Genomic DNA, 18,353 nt, shown 5'->3' on the forward strand with positions numbered 1-18,353 from the left:
CCCGCGCGGACAGGACTCCGGCCGGGACCCGTACGACGGGTCCCGGCCGGAGTGGTGACAGAGGTGGTGATACGGGGCCGGGTCAGTGGGGCCGCAGATCGCCCTTGCCGCAGGCGACGCCGTCCCGGTTCCGGTCGAGCCGGTGCGGGTCACGGCCGCCGTTGACCTTCAGCCGGCCGAAGTCGCGGTCCGCGAGCCACTCGCAGCGCGCCGCGGTCGTCGCCCGCACCGTCTTCGGGAAGGCGGTGGGCACACAGACGCCCGCCGCGCCGTAGGCCCGCTCACAGCCGGTGACCGTCGGGCTCACCGGGACCGAGTCTCGCTTCGCGAGCCGCTTCCTGACGGGGTTCGCCGGCTGGTCCGCGAAGTCGTGGACATGCGCCGACGGGGCGTGGGACGCGTGCCGTGCCGCCCCGGTCCGCGGCCCCAGATGGACCCACTCGGCCACCGAGGGAATCCCGTTGGCGTCGACCGCGAAGAGCATGTACCAGCCGGGCGGAGCGAGGTTGGGGTTGCTGGTGACATTGAGGTCGATGGTGCTGCCGTTGACGGTCAGTGGCAGATCGACGAAACGCTGGTTGGGGTCCGACGAGTGGGTGACCGCCGCCGGGCGGATCAGCTCCGCCTTGGCGATGGGCCGGTTCACCGTGATCCGCTGGGTGTCGCCGTAGTTCCAGCGGTCGTCCGGGACCGATGTGATCCGCGGCCGGGGGCCCCTGAGCAGATACGGCGGGGTGTAGACCGACACATTGTGGTTGTAGGTGTTGTTGCCGGGGTTGTCGCCGACCGACATCACCCGCCCGTCGGGCAGCAGGAACGACGAGGAGTGGTAGCCGCGCGGGACCGGGTCCTTCGCCAGGTCCGGCGTGTAGGTGTTGGTCACCGGGTCAAAGAAGGACGCCTCGAACACCGGGTCGGCCCGGTCGTGCAGCGCGCCGCCGGTCTCGAAGACCTTCCCGTCGGGCAGCAGCACGGCCGAGATGTACATCTTGCCCTCGCTGCCCCGCTGCGCCCGCCGGACCCCGCCCTGCTCCACCTCGCCCTGCGGGAGCGGCGGACCCGGCCGGTAGGCCGGGGCGGCCTCCTTGAGGTCGATGATGTCGGTGAGCCGGTTGGCCGCCGGGTTGGACTCGTTGTTGCCGCCGCCGATCGTCAGGACCCGCTGGTCCTGCGCGGGCGGCAGCAGCACGCTCGCCGACTGGTCGCGCTGGTCCTTGTTCTGGAGGCCCGGCACATCGGTGATGGTGTTGCGGTCGTAGTCGTAGATCGACGCGCCGGTCCCCGGGGTGCCGTTGCCGAAGACATGGCTGCCCGAGTAGAAGAGCCGCCCGTCCTGCATCAGGATCATCGACGGGTACAGGCCCCAGTACGACCAGGTCTGGTTCACCTGGCTGGTCGGCAGCCACCGGTTCTGCGCGGCGGACCAGCGCTCCGCCGTCACATTGCCGGTCGAGTCCTGCTTCAGGCCGCCGAAGGTGATGACGTCGCCGTTGCCCAGGATCGTCGCGGACGGGTACCAGTGACCCTCGCTCAGGTCATTGGTTCTGATGTAGCTCTCGGTGTCCGGGTCAAAGAGGTACGAGTCCTTCAGCCCCTGGTAGCCGATCCGCCCGTCGGGCGTCGGGAAGCCCTTGTTGCCGCTCATGATCAGGACCTTGCCGTCCTGGAGCTGGACATGACCGGCGCAGAACATGTCCACCGGGGTCGGGATCTGCTTCCAGGTACCGGGGCCCGGGTCGTAGACGGCCGAGGTGAACGTGCCCGCCTCGAACATCGACTCGGAGTTGCCCGAGCCGGCGATCACCAGCACCTTGCCGTTGTGCAGGACCACCGAGTGCACCGAGCGCACCGGGTTCCGCGTCGGCAGCACCTCCCAGCGGCCCTTCAGGCACTCCGCCGGGGTGCCCGTGCACTCCGGGTCGGGCGTGGGGACGGTCACCTCCTCCATGGCGTAGTCGTCCGTGGTGACCGAGCCCACCCCGTACACCGAGACACCCCAGCTGATCCGGTCGGTGTTCGGCGGCACGGCGGGTGTCCGCACCTCGGCGCGGGTGTAGTCCGCGCTGAGCGGAAGCGTCCTCAGATCGGTCCAGTACCCCCAGGTCCCGGTGGTGGTGTCGTGCCGGAACAGGGTGACGGACACGTCCGCCGTGGTGCTCTTGTACCAGAGCGACAGGTCGTACTGCCGGTCCGGCGACACCGTGGGCGAGCAGAGCGGAGTCTCCGTGATCAGCGCCTTGCGGTCGCCGTCGACCCGGCGGCCGAGGGAGACCTTCATGGCCGCCGAGCCGGTGCGCGCGTCGGCGACCGTCTCGTACGTGACGTCGTTGTTCCCCCAGCCGGCCTTCTTCCAGCAGTCCGGCATTCCGTCGTTCCCGGGACCCCCGGGGGTCTCGAAGCCCGGATTCAGGATCAGGTTGGGGCCGGCGGACGCGGGGGTGGGGGCGGTGACGAGCAGCGCCGCGGTCATCCCCGTGACGGCCAGCAGTGCGGCGGATCTGGACCGGCGAATGACTGATGGCAAGATGTTCTCCTTTCCGTGCGGAAGCAGGGGTACGGGCCCCGCACGGCATGCGAGGGCCCGGGGCGCGGGCGGTCCCGGGGCACGGGCGGCCGAGGGAGGTCGATGGGGGACTGGGGGGTGAGGGGGGCACGCCCGTGCCGGGGACTCAGGTCCGCCGACGGAACCGGCCCGCACGGCCCGCGCGCGGCAGATAGACCAGGGTCTCCGTGGCCGCGAACCGCAGGACGAAGGTGAGCAGCAGCGCCAGCGCCGTCGCCGGCAGGACCGCCATCCCCATCGACCCCACCAGCAGGGCGATCAGCGGGATCCGCAGGATCAGATCGGCGTTGGCCAGCAGCGCGAAGCGGCCCATCCGGTCCGCCCAGTGGCGGTGCCCGCGGCGGTCCCGGAACAGCAGCACCTCGATCAGCAGGAAGTTCCACGCCACGCCGAACTGGTTGGCGACGACCTCGGCGGGCAGATAGTGCATCCCCGCCCCCGTCAGCAGATGGAGCGCCAGCAGATTGGGCAGGAAGCCGGTGAGGCCGATCAGCCCGAAGGCCACCATCCGGGCCGCCGGCGACGCGGTGCGCAGCTCCGTGAGATGCCGCAGGAACCGCATGCCCTCCCGCGCGGTGGACTTGGACGTACCGGCGTACCGGTCCTGGAAGACGAACGGCACCTCCGTGACCGCCCGGGGCCGGCAGCGCACCGCCAGCTCCAGCAGGATCTTGTAGCCGAGCGGCTTGAGCGCGCCGGCCCCGACCGCGTCCGCGACCGCGCCGCGCCGGACGGCGAAGAACCCGCTCATCGGATCGCTGATCCCGCGCAGGCCGCGCGGGAAGAGACCCTTCGCCAGCCAGGTCGCTCCCCGGGACACCGCGATGCGGTAGCCGCCCGCGAGGCCCGCCCGGCTGCCGCCCCGGATGTACCGGCTGGCGACCACGAGATCGGCGCCCGCGGACTCGCCCGCCGCGACCAGGTCGGGTACGAGCGCCGGCGGGTGCTGGAGATCGGCGTCCATGACGACGATCCAGTCCGAGCCCGCGTTCCGCAGCCCTTCGACGACCGCCCCGCCCAGCCCGCCGACGGGCTCGGACCGGTGCAGCACCGTCACCGGGAAGGGGCAGTCCCGGGCCGCGCTCCGGATCACCTCCGGCGTGGTGTCCGTGGAGTCGTCCACGAAGACGACCTCGCAGGGCAGCCGGGAGGGCACGGACTCGGTGAGCCGGCGCAGCAGTTCGCGGACGTTCTCCGCCTCGTTGAAGGTCGGGACGACGATGGTGACCGCGCCCGGCTCGGCGAGCTGCGCGGCGCGGAGCCGGTCGGCGGGCCGCCGCTCGCCGTCGCCGTCCCCGTCGCCGAGTTCCGGATCGCCGAGCGCGCCGACGCCGGTACGGGGTGTGGTCATCGCTCGCCTCCGTCGGGGGAGTCCACGACCCGGCGGATCTCGATCCGGTCGGGTCCCGTGCCGAAGACGGCGACGGGGCGGGAGTGCTGAAGCGCCGCCTTGACACGGGGCAGGTCGACGGAGTCCCTGCGGACCGTCGGGGACGAGACGACATAGTCGATGTCCCGCCAGCCCCGGGGCAGGGTCTTCGTGACCGCCGGGTCCAGATCGGCCTTGTAGAACCAGATCGCCCCGGTGCCGGGGGCGAAGCCGTCGTGCACCAGGTCCAGCCAGAGCGCGTCGTCGACGAGGACCCGGGTCGACCCCGGGTCGGCGACCTCCCGCTCCAGCCAGGCGGCGGCCCCTCGGTAGGGCGCGTTGGCGTCGAGGGTGAGGGCGTCCCTGTTCCCGTCGATCCAGCGGGGCACCAGCAGGGCGACGGAGGCCAGGGCCAGCGCGGCGACGACACCCCGGCGCGGGGTGAGGAGTCCGCGCCGGCCGTCCGCGGTCAGGAGCCCGCGCCACCCGGCCGCCGGCGGCGGGCCGCTCCGCGGCGCGAGGTCCCCGGCGGTCCGGGCCGGCACCGGCCGGTTCAGCACGGCGTGGACGACGCTCGCCGCCGCCCCGGCCAGGACCAGCGCCAGGAACGGCAGGCCCTGGATCACGTACATCGCGGGCAGATAGCCCGTGGGGCGCATCGCCACCAGCGTCAGGATCGCCACCGCGCACGCGGGGCCGGCCAGCGCCCGCGCGGTCACCGACCAGCGCAGCACGCACAGCAGCAGCAGGCCGCCGGCGACCCCGCCGATCGGCAGCACCTGGTCGTAGTAGAGCCAGGACCGGAGCACGTCGTACGAGCCCGAGCCCGGGTCGAAGATGAAGCCGGACCCCTCCCGGCCCATCTGGTAGACGATCCCGTCGATCAGCGACACATGCCCGGGGCCGGGGAACAGCTCGTTCTTGAGCAGGGCGTACAGCGGGTACGACAGACCGATCAGGACACAGGAGGTGATCGCGCCGGTCACGGCGAACTTCCGGGTGTCACGGTGGCTGTGCGTCCACATCGTCACCAGCAGCGCCGGCAGGACCACCAGCATGGTCTCCTTGGTGAGCACCCCCACCGCGCTCGCCACCCCGGCCGCGAAGTGGTGCCACAGATGCCGGCTCGGGGACGCCGCCAGGCAGAACGCCAGCAGGATCCACATCACCGCCAGGTTGTCGAGGAAGATCTCGCGCTGGAGGACGACGGAGAGCGGCGAGAGCCCGAAGAGCAGCATCGCGAGCGCCGCCGACCAGCGGGGCAGGAAGAGCCGCCGGGCCAGGACGTACAGCAGCACCGCGCTGGCCGCGCTGACCAGCAGCATGGCGAACCGCATCGTCGCCACGGACATCGACTCGGGGGAGAGGAGCGCCGGCAGATAGGTGAGCCCGGCGATCTGGATCCAGCCCAGCGGCGGATGGTCGTACCAGTAGGTGTAGTGGGCCAGGCCCCGGCCCTCCTGCACCGCCCACGCCTGCGCGAGATAGGTGCCCTCGTCGTCGCTGAGAGTGGGGAAGTTCGTGATGTTCCAGCCCTGGACGAGCAGGATCACCGTGAGAAGGGCGAGGCAGAGCAGCAGATCGGGGCGGGAGCTGCGGAAGCGGACGACGGGCCGGGGCACGGCACGCACCCGGACCCCGTCGGGTATCTCCTCCGGCTCCGGTCGCGCGGCCACGGCCGGTCCGGCGGGCCGGAGTTCGGGTATCTCGGGCGCGAGGTCCGCCGGCAGGGCGGTGTCCTGCGGGGTGGCGTCCTGGGGGGTGGTGTCCTCGGGCATGGGCAGGGTGGTCGTCACCGGCGGACGTCCTCTCGCGTGTCGGTGAGGTGCGCCCCGACATGGCTGGTCAGCTCCCACTCGCCCTGGCCCCGCTGCTCCCGCCAGACCGCGCGCATGGCGGCCCCGGCCAGAAGCACCTGGTAGAAGGGGCCGCCGAGGACGAGCTTGAGGTAGTGCACGAACCGCACCCGCAGGCCGTACTGCTTGCCGAAGTCGTGCAGTCCCACGATCTCGAAGACAAAGGTGACCATGGCCGTGATCAGCGGCAGGAAGGTCATGATGGCGACGCCCACGGGGACGTCGAGGAAGAGCGCGATGGCGACGTTGACGGGGATGATGATGCCCGAGAACGCCTGGAGGAACGGGGTCATCAGGGTGTAGCGGGCGAGCAGCCGCTGCCGCCTGGTGGGCAGTCGCCGCCAGTCCTTCTTGCGGTAGACCTGGAGGAAGCCCTGGTTCCAGCGGGTCCGCTGCTTCATCAGGCTCAGCAGGCTGTCCGGGGTCTCCTCCCGGGTGACCATGTCGCTGTCGTAGGCGACGACGACCTTCTTGCCGCTGGAGGAGAGCCGCACGCCCAGGTCGCAGTCCTCGGCCAGGCAGTGCGGGTCCCATCCGTCCACCGCGCGCAGGACATCGGTGCGGACGAAGACCGTGTTGCCGCCGAGCGGGATGAATCCTTTCTCCGCGTGGAGGTGGAGCCGGCTGCGGAACCAGAAGAAGTACTCCAGGCAGTTGCGGAGGCTGTACCAGCTGGAGTGGAAGTTGATCAGCTGGACGCCGCCCTGGACCACGTCGGCGCCGGTGCTGGTGAAGGCGTGGTCGACATGGCTCAGCAGCTCCGGGTGGACCTGGTCCTCGGCGTCGAAGACCCCGACGACATCGCCGCGGCAGTACGGCAGCGCCGTGTTGAGGGCCTTGGGCTTGTTCTTCTTCTCATGGGTGTCGATGACGACCCGGACCCGCAGGGGGTCCCGGAGGGCGGCGCGCTCGGCGACCGCGCCCGTCCCGGGGTCGTCATGACCGATGATCACGATGATCTCGTAGCGGGAGTGCGTGGACTCCAGCAGACGTTCGATGGTGTGCTCCAGCACCGCCTGCTCGTGCCGGGCGGGCAGCAGCAGGGAGAAGGAGAGCCCGACCTCGCTGTCGGGCCGGTCGAAGCTGGTGGCGGCCAGCGTCTCGGGCGTACGCCAGGCGTGCATCTGCCACCAGAGCGTGAAGGCCGCCATCCAGAACAGGGCCACGGAAATGGCGACAACGAACATTGACAACAACAAACTGAGCTCCCCCTCGGGCCCCCCTCGCGCACGGCGCTCGGGGCCCGGGGGCCGATCGTGCACGTGCGCGCGCAGCCATGCGGTCTCATGTGGCGCACACTCCCCCGTGTGCACTCCAGGCTGCTCCTTGCGCAGAGGGGACCCTATCTTCGGAATGTGAGGGTCCGGTACTCATTCGTCAAACACTGGCGCATTGCCGTCTCTTGGCGGGATTTTGACTATGCTCCCTCGCGGTTGGTCGTTTCCCGGCCGTTCGCCGTGTGGCCCCTCGGCTCCGTGGACGAGGGCACGGTCCGGCGCGGATGCTCCCAGGTGTCCCGGAGGAGGGCGGAAAACCGGTCAATGCCTCTGTGGAGAACGGAAGTTCCCGGACCTGCCGCGCGTGTCGGAAAAGCGCCGCCCTCCACAGAGGTGAAGGACGTGTGGGGGAGCGGGTGCCCGACCGGGGCGCGCTGCCCGGTCCTCTCCGCTCCCCGGCCCGGTGTCGGGGAGCGGTGCCCAACCCCCTCGGGAGACACTCCGGTTGACGGCGTCGTGATCGGTCGCCTACGCCGTCGGCGCCGGCTTCCCGCCCGTCGTGTGCCGCGGACGCGGGGTGCGGGCGGTGAAGCGCAGCCGCAGCCCCTTGGGCCGTATCACCGCACCGGGGTTGGGGCGGGACCGGCTGCCCGGTGCGGCCGTCCAGGTCCAGTGCGCGGCGAACGTGGCGAGCGCGAGGGTGGCCTCGATGGTCGCGAAGACATCGCCGATGCACTTCCGGGGACCCGAGGCGAACGGGACGAACCCGTGCCGGGGCGGGGTCCGTCCGTCCGCCCACCGGTCCGGGTCGAAGCGCTCGGGGTCGGCGTACAGCGCGGGGTCCCGGTGGACGAGGTAGGGGCTGTACGCGACCGTCGCCCCGGCGGGCACGGTGTACGGTCCGAGCCGGGTCTCCGCGGCGACCTCCCGGGTGAGGAGCCAGACGGGGCTGTGCAGCCGGAGCGATTCGGTGAGGATTCCCCGGGTCGTCTCCAGCCGCTCCACGTCGTCGTAGCCGGCCGGTCGTCCGCCGAGCACCGTGTCGACCTCGTCCCGCAGCCGCTCCTGGAGTTCCGGGTGCTCCGCCAGCGCGGCCAGGGCCCAGGACAGGGCGCTGGCGGTGGTCTCCGTGCCCGCGATGAAGAAACCGGAGAGCTGGTCCTTGACCTCCGTGTCGGTGAGCCGCGCGCCGCCGGTGTCGGCGCCCGCCTCCTCGTCCCGGGCGGAGAGCAGGATCGAGAGCAGGTCCCCCCGGTCCCCGCCGGTGGCCCGGTACTCGCTGATGACCTGCCGGTAGAGGGCGTCCATCCGCCGCCGGGCCTGCTCGTAACGGCGATAGGCCGGCAGCGGGAGCCGGTCGGCCGAGCGTGGCAGCAGCGACCGGAGGAAGATGCCGTCGACCAGGGTGATGCTGTCGGTGACGAACTGATCCGACGACCGCTCCGACAGGTCGTGGGAGAACATCGACCGGGCCGTCACCTCGGCGCTGAGCCGCATCATCAGGGGCACCGGATCGACGGGCTCCCCGGCCGGCCAGGAGCGGACCGCCCGTTCGACGGCATCGGACATGATGGCCGCGTACCCCGGTAACCGGGAGAGATGGAACGCGGGCTGGGTCAGTCGCCGCTGCCGCTGGTGCCTGCTGTGCGGGCAGGTGATCAGATTCTCGCCGATGACCTCGCGGGCCCGGTCGAAGAGGGCTCCGCCCTTGTCGAAGGTGCGGGCGTCCATGAACAACTGGCGGGTCAGCTCCGTGTCACAGACCATCAGGGTGGGGCTGAGGCCGAGCTGCACCTCGACCAGCTTCCCGTGGCGGGGCAGCGAGGACAGGAACCGGAGCGGCGCGCGGTAGATGGTCGGCGCGTGCCCGACGAGGGGGAGGGCTCCGGGAGCCTTGGGTATGGGAGGCGTCTTGGCTGTCATGGTCCACTTCTTCTCTGCGGTACGGCGCGGGGGCGTGCTCCGCGTGACCGCGGGGGTGCTCCGCGGCCCGGAGTGGGGGACGGGACGGCGGTCCCCGGGGCCGGGACCGCTGTGGCGCGAGGACAGCGTAGTGACCGGCGGGGATGTGCCCAAGAGGCCATGACGGGCCGTTGGCCGGGGTCAGCGGGTCGGTGACGCGCCGGGGCAGGGGGCGGGAGGGCGGCCGAAGCGACCGTCGGCGGCCATCGCCCCGGTACAGGTCCCGGTACAGGTCACGGTGGACGTCACCGGGGCCGCCGGCGCTCGCCGGACGCCCGGGGCGGCCTCGGCCTCACTGCCGAGCAGCGACAGCACGCCGGCGGTCAGCGTTCCGGTGAGTACGGCGGGGAGCAGCTTGCGGGTGCGCATGAGGCACCGCCTTCCCGGCGGAACGAGTTCACCCCCGTGAACATGGGGCGAAGTCCTGAATATCGGCCGATGCGTGAACGTAGGGACGGCCGGGAGGAGTGTCAAGGCCTCCGTCAGGGCCCGTCGCCGGACGGCGCGTTCCGTCCCGGCCGTGCCGCCCACCGGCCAGGTGCGGGCGGGCGCAACGCGGGGCGGACGACGGGGTGGGGCGCGCCACCGGGAACGGGCCCGGGCCCGGGCCGGGCCCGGGGCACGACACGCCCGGGTGGCGGCGGGGATCCGCCCCGGACGTGCCCCGGGTCCGCCGCCGGCCTGTGCGGCACCCTCAGGTCCCGGTCGGCACCCAGGCGGTCAGATGCTCCGGGGTGCCACTCGGCCGCACCCCGTGGACGAACTCCCGGCGCAGTACGGGATACGGTTCGCCCGCCGCGAAGAAGTTCCGCCGCATCCGGTCGAGTTCGTCCAGGCGGTACGCCTCCAGCGGCCGTTCGGCCTCCTCCCGCTCCCGGCCGGACCGCTTCCGGGCGATCCGGTCCGCCAGCTCCGCCGCACCGGCCAGCGCGGCCGCCCGCAGCTCGACCCCGGCCCGGAACTCCTCCTGGCCGCCCGGGAAGGTCCGGTCGATCAGGCCCAGCTCCGCCGCGTACGCGGCACTCACCGGCAGCGCCCGCGAGGTCAGCCGCTCCGCCTCGGCGGCACCCACCCGGCGGGGCAGCGTATAGGTCCAGTACTCCGAGCCGTACAGACCCATCAGCCGGTAGTGCGGATTGAGGACCGCCGCCTCCCTGCACCACACCTCGTCGGCGGCGAGCGCCAGCATCAGGCCGCCCGCCGCCGCGTTGCCGGGCAGCGCGGCCACCGTCAGCCGGTCGGTGGTGGTGAGCACGGCGTGGACGAGGTCGTCCATGGCGTTGATGTTCTCCCAGGACTCCCCGCCCGGGTCCGCCGAGGTCTCGATGGTCCCCAGGTGGATGCCGTTCGAGAAGAAGTCCCGGCGCGGCCCGAGCACCAGGACCGAGGTGGGCCGGGCGCAGGCGGCCCGGTAGGCGGCCAGCAGCCGGCGGCAGCGCCCGGTGTCCATCGCCCCGCCGGGGAAGGAGAACTCCAGGAATCCGGCGCGGCCCAGCTCCCGGTAGCGGATCTCCGCCCAGGTGGTGCGGTCCGCCGAGGCGACCGGATCGGCGGCCTTCTCCGGCACCCCGGCCAGCCGCTCGCCGAGCACCGCGGTGGCGGCCAGCTTCACGGTGACCGGGCCACCGGGGACCCGCCGTCGCCGCAGCTGGGGAATCCACACCGCGCCGTCCGTCGTGGCCCGGCAGATCGCTCCGTCCCGGGTGGCCAGCACGGCGCCGGGCCCGCCCCGCAGCCCGTCCAGCCCGTCCAGGCCGTCCAGCTCGTCTGCGGGGTGCCCGCCGTGCAGGAAGTACTCCTCGCCGTACAGCTCGTCGAGGACCCCGGGCCGGGAGTCCGCGGCCCGCAGCTTGCGCAGCACGGTGGCCGTGTCGTCCCGGTCCCAGTCGATCCGCCGGGCCTCCTGCCGCATCAGGGGCCGCAGACGGCCGCGGACGTCGGGGGCCGAGTAGTCCAGTGGCTCGGGGGTGAAGGTGCCCGACGCGAACCGCTCCACCGCGAGCAGCACCGCCGCCACCGCCGCGTCGGCGACCTCGCCCCGGTACAGCTCGCTCTTGCCGCAGGGCACGACCCGGAACGGCACGGACGCCCAGATGTCCCCGGCGTCCATCTCCGCGTCGGCCTGGAGCACGGTCACCCCCCACTCCTGGGCGCCCTCCTGGATCGCCCAGTCGAGGGAGGAGGGGCCCCGGTCGCCCTTGGGGCCCGGGTGCACGATCAGGACCGTACGGCCGGCCCAGATGTCCTTTGGGACCACCGCCGTGAGCATGGGCGCGATGATCAGATCGGGGTCCGTCGCGCGGACGGCCTCCCGCAGGGGCTCGTCGCCGCGGACGAGATGGACGGCGACGGTGTGGTCCTCGTCCCGCAGCACGGTGTGGACGCGCTGGGTGAGGCTGTTGAAGGCGCTGGCGATCAGCAGGATACGCAAGGGTGCCCTCCGTGATGGGGCCCGGCGCGTGGGCGCGCGGGCACGGCTGGTCCGCGCGGCCGGGGTCCGGGAGCGGGAGTGGCCGGTTCTGCCCTGGAGAACGTGCCGTCCCGGTGCCCGGTTCACCCGGACGCGTGATGTGTCCGGGGTCGGCCGGTTTCCCTGGGGGTTCGGCCCCTTCCGGCCGCGGCGCGGCGGTCGGTCCGCGTGCGTCCGCGCCCCGGTCACTTTTCCATGTGATGCTCGGTTTCCCCTGCATTCCGCCTGTACTTTCCGGCCGGGCCGGGCAGTCGGCGCAGCGATGGCACCTGGTCCACCGTTTTCCGGACAGGTCGGCAAGTACCTGTCCGGAAAGCAGCGGCTGGGGGGATGTCCCATGGGCACCATGGGACATGGCCATGCACGACCCCACTCCAGCGGCAAACGTTTTTCCGCTCCGCCCGTCCCGCGCGGCGGCGGACGGCACCTCCGTACCGGCCGGCGCCGGGCCGGAGACAACCCTGCCGGAGAGCGCTGTACGGGGCAGATCCGCGCCGCGGGAACCCGTACCGCGGGAGCCGTCCGTGCCCCCGGGGTCCGCCTACTACACGGCGGCCGGCGAGGTGGCCGGACGGCTCACGGAGGCGGGGCTGACCACCCCCCAGGACCGCCGGCCGGGCAGCAGGCCGGGGGAGTTCTGCACGGTGGAGGCGACCCATCCGGACACCTGGCCGCCCGGCGCCGCCTTCTGTGTCGAGGTCACCCACTTCCCGGCGGCGGCCTACCGCTGGCGGTTCGGCGGGGAGGACCCGCCGGGGGCCGCCGAGCACCGCAGGGAGCGGCTGGCGGCGGTCGCCGAGGCGCTGCGCGGCTTCGGCTACACGGTGGAGACCGTGGACCGGGGCGGCTGGCGGCCCGGCCAGCTCGCGCTGCGCGTCCACCGGCCGGCCGTCCCCGGCCCCGTACCCGAGGGCCCGTGACACCGGTCCGTTCCCGGCGGGCCTGACCGCTCCCGGCGGCCCGTACCCCTACCCTCGGAACCCTCGGATCCGCCCGTCGACGAGGAGGAGTGGGACATGCCCGACGCACCGGGTCCGGCGGGAGTCGCGGTACCGGACAGCGCGCTCGCCCGGGAGGCCACCGAGCTGATCCGGGACACCACCGGGGAGCTGATCTACCACCACTCCCGCCGGGTCTACTTCTTCGGCAGCCTCCAGGGCCGCCGCCGGGGCCTCGCCTTCGACCCCGAACTGCTCTACGTCGGAGCCCTCTTCCACGATGTCGGGCTCGGCGTGGAGCACCGCGGCAGCGGCCGGCGGTTCGAGATCGACGGGGCCGAGGCGGCGGCGGACTTCCTGCGGGCGCGTGAGGTCCCCGAGGACGCCGTCCGCCGGGTCTGGACGGCGATCGCCCTGCACACGACGCCTGAGATCCCGGCGTTCCTCGATCCCGAGGTCGCCCTCGTCACGGCCGGAGTGGAGTACGACGTCCTGGGCATCGGCTACGACGACGTCGGCGCGGCCGACCGGGCCGAGATCACCGCCCTGCATCCGCGCCCCGACTTCAAACGGCGGATCCTCGCCGCCTTCACCGAGGGCATCGCGCCCAAGCCGCAGACCACCTTCGGCAATGTGAAGGCCGATGTGCTGGAGCACTTCGTCCCCGGTTTCGAACGCGGTGACTTCGTCCGCGTCATCCAGGACTCACCCTGGCCGGAGTAGCACCCCGGCGCCGCGGCGGGACGGTCGCCGGCTGCCGACCGCCTGCCGCTCGCACCGGGCCGGCACCCGACCGGCTCCCGACCGGGTTTCCCCGCCCGGACCACCGGCCCGGACGGGGGAGAACCGGCCAACCTTCCGCCCGCCGCCGCCCGCCCGTCCCGCGGGCGGCACGGCTCACACGTTGGGCACCTTGAGCCTGTCCCAGCTCGCGCGGCCCGGGATGCCGTCGGCGGCCTGCCCCGTGTAACCCAGCTTGCGCTGCCATGCCGCGTACGACTTCCGGTCGGCCTCGCTCCAGGACGGGCCGGGGCCGACCGCGTACCGTCCGCACCCCTCGGCCACCAGCCGCCGTCCCATCGCGGTGATGATCGCGCTGCGCCGTCCCACGGCGAAGAAGGCCGCGCCCGGGAAGGGCTCGTACGACACCGGCTTCGGCTTGGGCTTCGGCTTCGGTTGGGGCTTCGGCTTGGGCTTGGTCTGCGGCGGCTTCGCCGGCGGCTCGGCCGGCCGGCCCGAGTCCCCCGTGAGACGCCCCGCGATCCGCGCGCGCATCGCGTCCATGGTGAAACCCCGCGGGTCGATCTTCCCCGGCTGCCACTCCAAATGCCCGATCACCGAGCGCTGCGACCAGCCGTGCGCACGGCAGATCGCGGCCGACGCCCGCTCGATCGCGAGGAGCTGGGCCTCGGGCCACGGGTCCGTCCCATTGCCCAGGTTGATGCATTCGAAACCGTAGAAATAGCGATTGCCGTCGGTGTCGGCGTCATTGTCGACCGGGAGGGGTTCCTCACCGATCACCGCACGCAGTACCTCCCCGTCGCCGAGCCCGGCGTGGTTCGCACGGCCGTTGCCCACCAGATAGACCGTGCCGTCCTTGGCTATGACCCCGTGACAGAGGGGACCGGGGAGGGACGAGTGCCCGTTGTAGCACAGCTCGACGGACCCCTGGGTGCCCGAGGTGACGGTGTGATGGACCATCACCCCGTGGACCGGCCCCCAGGGTCCTTTGTGATTGCGGTTGTGTGTGCGCCAGCTCCGGTGCTCGACCACGCGCAGACCTTCGTTCCGCAGGACTTCCACAAGTCTGTCAGCGGATAGCGGTGTCGCCATGGGCTGTGCTCCTTCGTTCCGATCTTTCCCAGCCGTCGTCAGTCGTCCGACCGCTCTTGATCATTCTGCCCGCCGGGAGCCGTCGCCGAACCGCTTCCGGGGGATGTTTCCGAAGGGGTTGCTGGGGTTTGGCCCGGGTGATCCGCTTCGGTGGCGCTCCGGCCCCCCGCGGGGCTTTCTGCGCCGGCGCCGGACGCACCCGCGCCCGCCGTCCCCGCCGCGCCCTCCGAGCCCTCCGTCCCCGTCGCCGCCGCCGGTGCCCCGGCCACCGCCACCGGGACGGCCAGCGGCGCGAACGACAGCCGCAGATCCACCACCGACCCCTCGCCCAGCACCCACGCCAACGGCGCCCGGTGGACCCGGATTCCGCACGACGGCTGGAGCAGCGGCCGTCCCGCCGTGTCCGCCGGCCACTCCACGTCCCCCGTCGCCGTCCGCGCCGCGACGGTCCAGAAGTCGCCCGTACGGTAGGTCGCACCCGGCTCGAACCAGACGAACACGCCGTCCTCCAGCGGCAGCCAGCTCCCCTCCTCGACCCGGTGCGCGCCCCGGCGCAGCGGCGGGGCGGCGGGTCCGGCCGGCCCCCGGCCACCGGAGCGGCCGGGGGAGCGGCGGTGGTCCCAGCGGCGCAGGAACGGGTGGAGTTCGGGCCGCCGCCCCACGGCCGGGTCCGGCTCCGCCGACAGCCGCACCCGGCGGCCCGGCAGGTCGACCTCCTCGATCCGCAGCAGCGGCCGTGCCCCGCCCCGGCTGACGGCGGCCGTGTCCAGCGGCTCCACCCAGTCGCCCACCTGGAGCCCGAGCCGGTCGTCGCCCCCGAGCGAGGCCAGTTCCGCCCAGGTGCCGTCCAGACACTCCACGGCGAGGGCGACCGAACCGTTCTCCCGCGACCACTTGAAGGTCGCCTCCCCGGCCTGGCCGCCCTCGTGGATCTCCACCCGGTACAGCTGGTTCTCCGGCCCCCGGTACCGGGACTCCGGCGGCAGCGCGCAGGGGTCGTCGTCGGCGTGGTCGGGCCGTTCGGTGCGGGCCGCCAGCCGGGCCGTCGACGCCTGCCGGGCCGACCAGTCGGCGAACGCGGCCCGGACGCGGTCCGGTCCGGCGCCGTCCTCCACGCCCAGCTCCTCGCCCGCGAGCGGCAGCACCTGCCAGACGGTCCTGATCCGGGCCGAGGTGTCCGCGACCGCCGGGCCGAGCCCCACCTCGCGCAGCAGCGGATCCTCGACGGCCGTCACCGAGCGCTCCCACACCGTCAGATGCACCAGGTACGGGAACGTGGTGGGGAGCCGGTCCGCCGCGCACTCGGGGTCGCGGTGGGCGTCGGGCTGGTCCCAGTAGGTCCAGGTCCGGGGAGCCGCGTCGGACGCCGGTGCCGTGCCGCCCTCGCCCGGTGCGTGCCCGGCGTCGGGAACCGGGGTTCCCGGGAGGGGCCGGGTCGCGTCGAGGGGGATTCCGGCCACGTAGTACCGGCCACCCCCGATCGTCAGGTCGTCCAGCTCCCGGCTCCGGCCCTCGAAACCCACCGCGAAGCCGGTGGCCCCGGCCGGCCCGCCGTGGGGGCCGATGAGGTCGGCGGCCACCCGGCGGGCCGTCACCAGCTGGATCGCGGCCTGTTCGTTGGCGTCCGCGTCGAGCTGCACCCGGCCCTGCTGGGCGATCACGGCGGCATAGGGCCGGTCCGGCCGGAAGGTGACACGGGAGAGATCAGCGTGCATGGGAAGGGATCCCCTTCGGTGCTCTGGCGTTCGGTGGACGTCGGTCGGCGGGCCCCCGGGCGGCGGCACGGGCGGCGGTGTGCGCTCCGGGCGGCCCTGGCGGTCCTGATGGCCGCCGGGGTGTGGCATCGGACGGCGGCTCAGGTGACACAGAAGATCCCCGCGTCGGCTCCGGCCGGGGTGTACTCCGCGAGCCGCGCCCGCAGACCGTCGAGCCGCTGCGGCAGATACAGGTCGTGGAAGGCGCCCTGTTCCGCGCCGTCGTCGGCGCCCCGCTCCACCCGGCGGTCTCCGGTGCCGTCGGCCGGTTCCCGGCAGCCGTGCGCCAACTGCGCGTACCCCGGCGTGCCGTACCGCTCGCTCGTGAACAGCGGGCGTGCCACCGGCCGCGGCCCGTCGGCGGGCTCCGGCAGACAGCGGAAGCGGCGCGGGGTCCGCGACCCCGGCGCCACCCAGGAGTACCGCACACAGCCCACACCCCGCCGGGCCACCCGCAGCGGCCCGGTGAAGAGGCTGTTCTCGGCGATCCGCACCGCGTGTGTCCGGATCTCGCCGATCACGGTGGTCCGGTGCGCGTGCAGGACGGCGTGCGCGTACCGGCAGTCGGGCGCGGACAGCGCCGTCCGGTCGTGCCCGGTGGCATCCAGCACGCTGTCGCTGATGTGGATCTCCACCGGGTCCCGGGACACCTCGTCGCCGATGACCTCGACCGTGCCCAGCACACTGTGCTCGACCGCGACACAGGCCGTGGTGCACTCCAGCACCAGACTCGGCTCCCCGGGCGCGTGCGGATCGCACGCGGGCTCCAGCGACCAGCCCGGCACCAGGGTGCAGTGCCGCAGCGTCACCGAGCCCACGGGGCCGCTGACATGGATCCCCCGGCCCGTGACCAGCAGCCCGTCCAGCACCAGCCGGGGTGGCTCGCCCTCGCCCCCGACGGCCCGGACATTGAGGGCGTCCGGCCGGTTGCTGTACCAGTCGAGCAGCCGGATCACCGGCCGGGTGCCCTCCGCCGCCCGCAGCTCCAGCCGGTCGCCCGGCTCCAGATCGAAGTCGAGCTGTTCCTGATGGGCGCCGCTGTGCGCGATCTCGATCACGCCGTCGGGGCCCTCCCCTGCGGCCCCCCGGTCCCGGCGCCAGTCGGTGTACGCGTCCATGATCCGCTCGTACGCCTCGCCGGAACCCACCCGGTAGACCCGCGCGGACGGCGGTGTCACCCGGTCCCGGGGGTACTCGCCGCCGCCCATGTCGGCGGAGAACGCGTAGTGGTAGGTCACCCACACCCCCTTGCGCGGCGCCCGGCGCGCCCCGAAGGCGATCCGGCCCAGCACCGGGTCGACGGCGATCTGCCCCCGCCGGGGCCGGTAGCGCCAGCCGGACAGATCCGCCACCACGAGGTCCGCCATCGGCACCGGCTCCCCGTCGCCGTCCCGCCAGACCGCCAGCGACCGGTCGGGGCCGTAGAGGTCGGGAAGGCGGTCCGCGAGCGTCCGGCGGCCGATGTACGCGGGGACGTGGTCCAGCGCCGCGATGTGCGTCGCCGACGGCTCCGGCACCGGCCGGGTCACCAGCGGGCTGTCGTTGCCCAGGATCGAGAAGGTGTACAGATGACGGGCCCGGTCGACGCAGTAGGCGGGGGCCCGGGTGACCCGGTACGGCTTCAGCCGCCACACGAACAGCCCGACACCCCCCGGCGACGCGCTCCCCCGGGTACGGGCCGACGCGGCACGCCGGACATCCGCCGACCGTGCCACCGTGCCGAACGGCCCCTGCGCCTGGTCCAGCGCGGACCCGTCGCGGAGATCCGCCAGCCGGCCGCGCCCGGCCCGCCGCGCGTTCACCGCCGCCGTGCCCGACCCGTACAGCCGCACCGGCTGATGCGCCGCCAGCGAGCGCGAGAACTCCACCGCCCGCGCGGGCAGCCCCGCGACCGACGCGGCCAGCTCCTCCAGCAGCGGGAGGGTGCCCTTGCGGCGGCGGTGGGCGACGGTGGCCGCGACATCGCGGCGCGGCGACAGGGCCTCGGCGAGCCGGTCGCGCGCCGCGGCGTCTCGGCCGCCGAGCCCCGCGGTGAGCACCCGCTCGTACCCCGGCAGCGGGCGGTGGCCGACCAGATCCCCGATGTACGGCAGCACCCAGGGCGCCGCCGTCTCCACGAACCAGTCGTCGTACCCCTGCTCGACGCCGTCCCGCACCCGGTCGGCCTGCTCGGCGATCACCGCGAGCAGGGCGCGCAGCGGCTCGCCCTCGTCGGCGTCCCGCATCCGGTGCCGGCGCGGCAACAGCTCCGCCAGACCGTCCGGTTCCCTGCTCATGTCCGAACCCTCCCTCCGGCGCCGCCCGCGAGCGGGGGCGCCTCTGTGTCGCCGTGCGATGGTCCCGGGCACCCCACGGCCACGGCCGCCGTGCCCGTGCGCGGCCCGCCGGGAT

Annotated in this window: 12 protein-coding genes; 2 read left to right on the forward strand and 10 right to left on the reverse strand. The window is 73.4% G+C overall.

The window, feature by feature from the left end; translation table 11 throughout:
• Positions 1-82: 82 nt before the first annotated feature.
• From SYYSPA8_RS02440 to SYYSPA8_RS02470, 7 genes are all read right to left on the reverse strand, one after another.
• Complete coding sequence (locus tag SYYSPA8_RS02440) at positions 83-2,470, reverse strand: galactose oxidase early set domain-containing protein (protein ID WP_323445510.1); 2,388 nt, start codon at positions 2,468-2,470, stop codon at positions 83-85.
• A gap of 199 nt (positions 2,471-2,669) precedes the next feature.
• Complete coding sequence (locus SYYSPA8_RS02445) at positions 2,670-3,914, reverse strand: glycosyltransferase (protein ID WP_323445206.1); 1,245 nt, start codon at positions 3,912-3,914, stop codon at positions 2,670-2,672.
• A complete protein-coding gene (locus tag SYYSPA8_RS02450) occupies positions 3,911-5,728 on the reverse strand; it encodes an ArnT family glycosyltransferase (RefSeq protein ID WP_323445207.1) in 1,818 nt (605 codons plus the stop codon). The genes SYYSPA8_RS02445 and SYYSPA8_RS02450 overlap by 4 nt, the downstream gene beginning before the upstream one ends.
• The gene (locus SYYSPA8_RS02455; RefSeq protein WP_323445208.1) at positions 5,725-6,975 is read right to left on the reverse strand and encodes a glycosyltransferase; all 1,251 of its coding nucleotides are present in this window, start codon (positions 6,973-6,975) and stop codon (positions 5,725-5,727) included. The genes SYYSPA8_RS02450 and SYYSPA8_RS02455 overlap by 4 nt, the downstream gene beginning before the upstream one ends.
• A 558-nt stretch (positions 6,976-7,533) precedes the next feature.
• Positions 7,534-8,928, reverse strand: a complete 1,395-nt coding sequence (locus SYYSPA8_RS02460) for a cytochrome P450 (RefSeq protein ID WP_323445209.1) — start codon at positions 8,926-8,928, stop codon at positions 7,534-7,536.
• A 180-nt stretch (positions 8,929-9,108) separates the two neighbouring features.
• Entirely contained in the window at positions 9,109-9,336 is a 228-nt protein-coding gene (locus tag SYYSPA8_RS02465; RefSeq protein WP_323445210.1) for a hypothetical protein, read from the reverse strand.
• A 325-nt stretch (positions 9,337-9,661) separates the two neighbouring features.
• Positions 9,662-11,398 (reverse strand): hydrogenase maturation protein, encoded by a 1,737-nt coding sequence (locus SYYSPA8_RS02470; RefSeq protein WP_323445211.1) that lies wholly within the window; start codon positions 11,396-11,398, stop codon positions 9,662-9,664.
• A gap of 563 nt (positions 11,399-11,961) precedes the next feature.
• Between SYYSPA8_RS02470 and SYYSPA8_RS02475 the strand changes: the two genes are divergently transcribed.
• Both SYYSPA8_RS02475 and SYYSPA8_RS02480 read left to right on the forward strand, forming a co-directional pair.
• Positions 11,962-12,357 (forward strand): hypothetical protein, encoded by a 396-nt coding sequence (locus SYYSPA8_RS02475; protein WP_323445212.1) that lies wholly within the window; start codon positions 11,962-11,964, stop codon positions 12,355-12,357.
• Positions 12,358-12,453: 96 nt separating this feature from the next.
• Positions 12,454-13,098, forward strand: a complete 645-nt coding sequence (locus SYYSPA8_RS02480) for an HD domain-containing protein (RefSeq protein WP_323445213.1) — start codon at positions 12,454-12,456, stop codon at positions 13,096-13,098.
• A 174-nt stretch (positions 13,099-13,272) separates the two neighbouring features.
• Here the strand turns inward: SYYSPA8_RS02480 and SYYSPA8_RS02485 are convergent, their stop codons facing one another.
• The 3 genes from SYYSPA8_RS02485 to SYYSPA8_RS02495 all read right to left on the reverse strand — a co-directional run bounded on the left by SYYSPA8_RS02485 (position 13,273) and on the right by SYYSPA8_RS02495 (position 18,238).
• Positions 13,273-14,208 carry a peptidoglycan-binding protein gene (locus SYYSPA8_RS02485; RefSeq protein WP_323445214.1) on the reverse strand — a complete coding sequence of 312 codons (936 nt, stop codon included), beginning with the start codon at positions 14,206-14,208 and terminating at the stop codon, positions 13,273-13,275.
• A gap of 38 nt (positions 14,209-14,246) precedes the next feature.
• Entirely contained in the window at positions 14,247-15,923 is a 1,677-nt protein-coding gene (locus tag SYYSPA8_RS02490; RefSeq protein ID WP_323445215.1) for a DUF6519 domain-containing protein, read from the reverse strand.
• Positions 15,924-16,063: 140 nt separating this feature from the next.
• On the reverse strand, positions 16,064-18,238 hold the full coding sequence (locus SYYSPA8_RS02495) for a hypothetical protein (protein ID WP_323445216.1): 2,175 nt from the start codon (positions 18,236-18,238) through the stop codon (positions 16,064-16,066).
• Positions 18,239-18,353: the final 115 nt, after the last annotated feature.

Source organism: Streptomyces yaizuensis (assembly GCF_034961445.1).
GTDB classification, from domain to species: Bacteria; Actinomycetota; Actinomycetes; order Streptomycetales; family Streptomycetaceae; genus Streptomyces; species Streptomyces yaizuensis.